The 6,299-nt window shown below is 53.5% G+C and carries 7 protein-coding genes; 6 read left to right on the top strand and 1 reads right to left on the bottom strand.

Annotated elements, in window-relative coordinates:
• Nucleotides 1-333, top strand: a 333-nt coding sequence (locus BM317_RS29415; protein ID WP_139236099.1) for a transposase, incomplete at its 5' end; no start/stop codon positions are given.
• Between the two features lie 71 nt (nucleotides 334-404).
• Here the strand turns inward: BM317_RS29415 and BM317_RS29410 are convergent.
• The gene (locus BM317_RS29410; protein WP_092174215.1) at nucleotides 405-1,244 is read right to left on the bottom strand and encodes an IclR family transcriptional regulator; all 840 of its coding nucleotides are present in this window, start codon (nucleotides 1,242-1,244) and stop codon (nucleotides 405-407) included.
• 239 nt (nucleotides 1,245-1,483) lie between these two features.
• Between BM317_RS29410 and BM317_RS30620 the strand changes: the two genes are divergently transcribed.
• The 5 genes from BM317_RS30620 (at nucleotide 1,484) to BM317_RS30835 (ending at nucleotide 6,071) form a co-directional block, all read left to right on the top strand.
• Nucleotides 1,484-1,822: a hypothetical protein gene (locus BM317_RS30620; RefSeq protein WP_139236098.1), complete on the top strand. Its 339-nt coding sequence runs from the start codon at nucleotides 1,484-1,486 to the stop codon at nucleotides 1,820-1,822.
• A 114-nt stretch (nucleotides 1,823-1,936) separates the two neighbouring features.
• A complete protein-coding gene (locus BM317_RS29405) occupies nucleotides 1,937-3,328 on the top strand; it encodes an MFS transporter (RefSeq protein WP_092477188.1) in 1,392 nt (463 codons plus the stop codon).
• Between the two features lie 124 nt (nucleotides 3,329-3,452).
• Nucleotides 3,453-4,382, top strand: coding sequence for a dihydrodipicolinate synthase family protein (locus BM317_RS29400; protein WP_092174221.1), 930 nt, complete (start codon nucleotides 3,453-3,455; stop codon nucleotides 4,380-4,382).
• Between the two features lie 214 nt (nucleotides 4,383-4,596).
• Nucleotides 4,597-5,838, top strand: a complete 1,242-nt coding sequence (locus BM317_RS29395) for an OprD family porin (RefSeq protein WP_092477190.1) — start codon at nucleotides 4,597-4,599, stop codon at nucleotides 5,836-5,838.
• Nucleotides 5,839-5,933: 95 nt separating this feature from the next.
• Nucleotides 5,934-6,071: a hypothetical protein gene (locus BM317_RS30835; protein ID WP_170842374.1), complete on the top strand. Its 138-nt coding sequence runs from the start codon at nucleotides 5,934-5,936 to the stop codon at nucleotides 6,069-6,071.
• Nucleotides 6,072-6,299: the final 228 nt, after the last annotated feature.

The raw sequence follows: 6,299 nt of genomic DNA, 5'->3' as shown, positions 1-6,299 counted from the left end.
CTGGCGGCCAACCAAGCGTTGATGACGGTCTACTTGATGAAGGCTGAACTCAAAACACTCTGGACCCCGAGTACTGCCTGGGGTTGGCGATCGGCCTGGAAGCAATGGCTGCGCCATGCGCATGAAAGCGAAATACCAGCTCTGATCCAGTTCGCCAAACGGCTAAAGGGTTACTGGCGGGGCATCGTGAGCCGGGTTCGCTGGCCGATGCACACCGGTCAGTTGGAAGGAATAAACAATCGAATAAAGGTCATCAAGCGGATGGCGTACGGTTACCGGGATAGCGAATTCTTTTTCATGAAGATCAAGAGCGTCTTTCCCGGTAATCCGTGAAGAACCCTTTTTTCGCGCCTGGCTTTTCAAGCCGAGAGGGCTCTGGCGGGAAGTTTTCTCGTTGGCCGTGATCAAAGGCTGGAGTTCACACTTCCGCTGGCCTGGAGCGCTCGACCGATATTCTTCGCTGCTGCCATCGTCAATGACAGCGCTCGGCGTTCGAGTTCTTCAATGGAGCATCGCACTGCTGGCGCTGCGATACTGATTGCCCCAACAGGATAGCCGTCGATATCCAGCACCGGAACGGCCAGGATTCGAAGGCCTTCGGCGAACAGCGAATCAGTAATCAAGTACCCGTCCTTTCGAATTTGCTCCAATACCTCGGAAAGCGGCTTAGCGAGCGTCTTGCTGATGAAGGGCGTGGCTGAAGAACGCGCCTCGATACGCGCCACTTCTTGCTCGGACAGAAATGCCAGGATCGATTGACCAATCGCTGTCTGACAAGCCGGGACGGTCGTCCCGATACGAATATCCACCCCAAGCCGCGTAATGCCGGCCCTCACACGTTCCAGATACAGCACGTCTGCGCCCTGCAGAACGGCGAAACTGGCCGCTTCACTGGTTTCGCTGACGAGCCCCCTCAACACAGGACGGACCAGACTGCGCAGGTCTGTATGGGCAATTGCATGAAAGCCCAAATTGAGGATCTTGAGTGTTAAGGAAAATCGCTTGCTTTCGGGTATTCGTGAGACGTACCCGAGATCTACCAGCGTATTCAGCATGCGGTAGGTGGTACCTGGATCGAGATCGGCTTTTTCAGCGATCTGGCTCAACGTGAGCTCATCGCTTTCCGCAGTGAAGGCTTCCAGAACGCGGAATCCCTTGGCCAGTGACTGAACAGTGCTGCGTTGATTTTTATCTTCGTCAGCGGCGTTCGAGGTTTGGTTTTTTACCGGGGTGCGTGGAGCCATGCTCGATTTCTACCTGATGTGATTTTGTTTTTCGGAATGCGAAAAAAATATCAAAGAAGGATAGCACTCGAAGAAGGTTTGTCCCACCTCGGATTCAGGCTGCCTGAGGAAGGCATGAAAAAAAAATAATGACGAACGGAGCCCAAAAAAAGGTTGGGCTCCGAAGAACAGTGGTGGTACTGTATTTGAAAAGAAGAAAAAATTTTCGCAATCCGAAAAATAAAAAGGTGCGAATAGAAATGAAAGCCACTGCTCAGCAATATGCCCGCTCCGCTGGTGCCAGATTCCATGATCAAGGCTCTCGTGTTGAAGCTGGTCTCTCTGTGATCCGCTCATGGGGGGCGCCCGTTGCGATAGGTTCGTATCCTCGGCCCACTCTCATTTGCGCTCAATTCAACAACGCGGCCTCCCTTGATGAAGCGCGTTACTTCGATCATGCCGATATTGTGCACTGGAAGCTTTTAACGCCCCCCTTGAGTCACCCTTTCAATTCATCATTTAAACAACTTTACGGCCATTTCCACTGCCGGCGTGGTTTCGTCTATCAAGTGGGCGTTTCCGAAAAACTGATGATCTAGTAATAAACATTGGGCTGGCGCTGACCAGCTCAAACGGCTACGCCATTGCACTGTGTTCCTCACTGCGAGCTTCGTTCGCCCCGAATAACGCAAACAATAATAAAAGGAAGAGCCATGTTGATGCAGAAAGTTGAAACTGAGCCCTCGCCAGAGAAGATAAATAGCCAAGCGAATATTAGTGCTCGCCTAGAACGGCTTCCCATTACCAGGCAAGTGTTTTGGGCCAGGAATATTATCGGCGCCGCAACATTTTTTGATGGTTACACAGTCATTGCCATCGCCTACGCGATGCCGGTTCTGGCTAAGGAGTGGAGTCTTAGCGGCACGCAGATCGGCATGATCCTTTCTGCCGGTTATTTGGGACAGCTGTTCGGTGCTTTGATCTTTGGATGGCTGGCCGAAAGAATCGGACGCATGAGGGTCCTGACATTCACCATTTTGCTGTTTGTTTCGATGGACGTGGCCTGCCTGTTTGCGTCCAGCGCCGCGATGATGATCGCTTTCAGGTTCATACAGGGCATCGGTACGGGAGGTGAAGTACCGGTGGCAAGCGCATATATCAATGAGCTGATTGGATCTAAGAAACGAGGGCGATTCTTTCTCTTATATGAAGTCATGTTTCTGCTGGGCCTGGTAGGGGCCGGGATTATCGGCTACTTCCTCGTACCGATGTACGGCTGGAAAGCGATGTTCGCGGTAGGCTTGGTCCCTGCGATACTGTTGATCCCGCTTCGCTTCTTCCTGTTTGAATCGCCGCGCTGGCTGGCGTCCAAGGGTCGTCTGGACGAGGCTGACCGGATTGTCACTCGCCTCGAACACAGCGCTGTTAAAGCCGGCAAGACGCTGCAACCTGCAGTCGAAGTCCCGCAAATGCATGGGATAAATAACAAAGGCGGCTGGAGAGAGCTTTTCAAAGGCATCTATTTCAAGCGCTCACTCGTTATTTGGGCAATGTGGTTTGGCTCCTATATGGTCGCTAACGGACTTATTACCTGGTTGCCGACGCTCTATCGTCAACATTTTCATCTGCCACTCGAAACCAGCCTGGCCTATGGCTTCATGACCTCAGCCGCAGGTGTTGTTGCCGCCGTGATATGTGCGTTGCTGATTGATAAAGTGGGCCGACGTCGCTGGTATATGGGCGCCTTGTTCCTCGCAGCCATACCGCTGGCAATATTGGCAACGACAGGTGCAACTGCGCCGATCAAGATATTGGTGCTGGCAGGACTGGGATATGCATTTGTCCAGACAGTGACGTTCTCACTCTACCTTTATTCGGCGGAACTTTATCCTACTCGTCTAAGAGCCTTAGGTACGGGTGTAGGCAGTGCTTGGCTAAGATTGGGTTCAGCACTGGGACCGATCATTGTAGGCTACACCGTTTCTGGCTTGGGTGTTCAATATGTGTTCGGCATCTTTGCGGTCGTCTTATTGATGACAGCAGTGATCACTGCTTCTTTCGCCATTGAAACCAAAGGCCGAATTCTGGAGGACCTTTCGCCATAATCTTCCACGCTAAATAGTTCAATCGACGGTACCTGACTCAGTAGTAAACCCAGAACACATCAGAGTGTGTTTTGCGCCCGCGCATGCGTTAGTTGCGAAACTTAACTAAACCAGAGGTAATGAAATGAGCACTAAAAACACTATCGACCTTAAAGGCCTCGTTCCTGCTCCTGTCACGCCGTTCACTCGTGATGGCGAGGTTGATTACGCAGCTATTCAGAAACTGGGTGCCTGGCTTGGCAGCTTTGAAGGTGTAAAAGGGTTGGTTGTTCTGGGCCACGCAGGTGAAGGCACCTTCCTGACCCAGGCAGAACAAGGGCGCGTCATCCAGGCTTTCAAGGAGTCGGTAGGCGGTCGTCTGCCAATCATCGCCGGCATCACGGGCGAAGGTACTCATGTTGCCGCTGAAGAGGCTAAGCGCGCCGTCGCCAATGGTGCTGCTGCCGGCCTGGTTTATCCCTCCCACGGCTGGCTGCGTTTCGGTTATCAGAAAGGCGCGGCTCAGGACCGCTATAAAGCGATCTATGAAGAAAGCGGTATGCCATTGATCCTGTTCCAGTACCCAGACGTGACCAAGGCGACCTACGACCTGGAAACTCAACTGGAAATTGCCCAGCAGCCTGGCGTGTTTGCCATGAAGAACGGTGTTCGCAACATGCGTCGTTGGGACACCGAAATCCCGGTCATCCGTCGTGAGGTTCCCGATCTGCAAATCCTGACCTGCCATGACGAATACTTGCTGCACACCATGTTTGACGTGGACGGCGCACTGGTCGGCTACGGCAGCCTGACTCCAGAGCCGCTGATCGAACTGATCGCCGCCGGCAAGCGTCGCGACTACCCGGCTGCTCGTGCCATTCACGACAAACTGCTGCCGGTCACTCGTAATGTCTACCACCGTGGTTCCCACATGGAGGGCACCGTGGCCCTGAAGCATGGCCTGGTTGCCCGTGGCATCCTGGATCATGCCACCGTCCGCTCCCCGCTGCTGCCGCTGGCCGAGGGTGCCGATAAGGAAATCGCTGACGCGCTGCGCAGCGCTGGCCTGATCTGATCCTGAGCCAAGCCGGCGCCGTGCTTTGAAGGCGCCGGCTTTCAGGTGAAGTACATACCAAGGGTTTGTTCATCAGGCCCTTGGCAACACTCGATTCGGATATTTCTCCACCTACGCTCGACGATCCGTTTTCCCGGGACAGCGGCATTTCGCCCGCTCGACTCGTGATGACAGCCCGACATTGCCCTTCAATAAAAACAACAGGGGACAGGTCTTGAACATTCACACTAATCGCGCAACTCGTGTGCTTTTCATTCCAGCGCTAGTTTTACCTTTCAATGCATTGGCTCAGGGTTTGGTGGATGACACCACCGCCACTCTGAACTTCAGGAACTTCTTTTTCGAGCGAAACTTCACTGCACCAGATGTTGCGCAAAGCCAGGCCCGTGAGTGGACGCAAGGTTTCATCTTCGACCTCAAATCCGGCTTTACCCAGGGGACTATGGGGTTTGGGGTTGACGTGCTTGGGAAATATGCAGTGAAGCTTGATGGCGGCTCAGGAAGGTATGGCGCGCTGCTGCTGCCAAAGGATGCTGATGGTGATCCTGCGGGAAGTTTCGGGAGACTTGGCGTTGCGGTTAAAGCGAAGCTCTCGAATACGGAATTAAAGGTCGGCGAATGGATGCCCAATTTCCCCATTGTCACCGTGGATGATTTCCGCGCATTGCCACAGACATTTCGTGGTGCCCAGATTGCCTCGCAAGAGATCAAAAACTGGTCTTTTTATGCAGGTGAGTTGAGCAAAACCAGCTTGCGCAACGACTCTTCCATGGAAGACCTTTCGTTTGGATCGGCTCGATCAGACGCCTTCGATTTTCTCGGTGCCGACTACCGTTCTACGTCCAAAAATACCACCGTAAGACTTTGGTCTGGCGAGTTGAAAGACATCTATGAACAGCACTACCTCGGACTGAACCAAAAATGGCCTCTGACTGAAAGGGTATCGGTTAACGCCAATCTAGGCTTTTTCTGGGGCAAAGACTCAGGAAGTGCGAAGGCAGGTCAATTGGATAACCGCACCGCTTCAGCTCTGTTGAGCCTCAACATCGCTGAGCATGCGATAAGCCTGGGGCTGCAAAATGTCTCGGGGGATACCGGTTGGATGCGCATCGGCGGGACCGGCGGTATCTATCTGGCCAACAACACCTTCAATCATGCGTTCGACAACCCCCGTGAACGTTCCTGGCAAGTGCGCTATGACCTCAATTTCGTAGGCTACGGCGTTCCCGGTTTGAGTTTCATGACGCGTTACGTTCATGGTGACAACGTGGAACTGAAAAATGTCGATGATGGTTCAGAGTGGGTACGAGAATCCGAGCTCGGCTATGTGGTTCAAAGCGGAACTCTCAAGTCTTTATCTGTTCGTTGGCGAAATTCCAGCGTTAGGCGAAATTACAATGCCAGTGATTACGATGAAAACCGCTTGATACTCAGCTACCCGTTAAACATTCTCTGAAAGGCAAGTGTCCGCGCATGGCGGAACCCTGACTGGACAGCACTTTCGGCAGCACCCGTTTAAAGGGTTCGTCCGGCAGCGAGGTGTTGAAAGGCTTGGGTACCGATGAAATCCTGCGCGGCCTGGCTGGTGAAGATGTGCTGCAAGGTAATCTCGCCAGCGACTTGCTCTCCGGCGGTGCGGGAAACGACGTATTCCGCTATGCCAGCGTGGCAGAGAGTTCGCACCGCTGACGGCAGTGACAGTGACAGTGACAGTGACAGTGACCGCATACTCGATTTCAATCCTGCCGAGGATCGCATCGACCTGTTAGCACAGCAGCCCCTGGCTTGGGCTCGAAAGCCGGCACGGTGCGCTGCTCAAGTGGCAGGCACTTCGGGGTTCCATTCGAATACGCCAACTCTGCCGTAGAACACAGCCGGCGCGTTGGCGTCGAGGCGCCGGTCGGGACACATGACCAG

Origin of the sequence: Pseudomonas sp. NFACC24-1 (assembly GCF_900115235.1) — a bacterium.
GTDB lineage: Bacteria > Pseudomonadota > Gammaproteobacteria > Pseudomonadales > Pseudomonadaceae > Aquipseudomonas > Aquipseudomonas fluorescens_AA.
The sequence above is the reverse complement of the archived record's forward strand: the minus strand, read 5'-3'. Positions and strand labels throughout refer to the sequence as shown.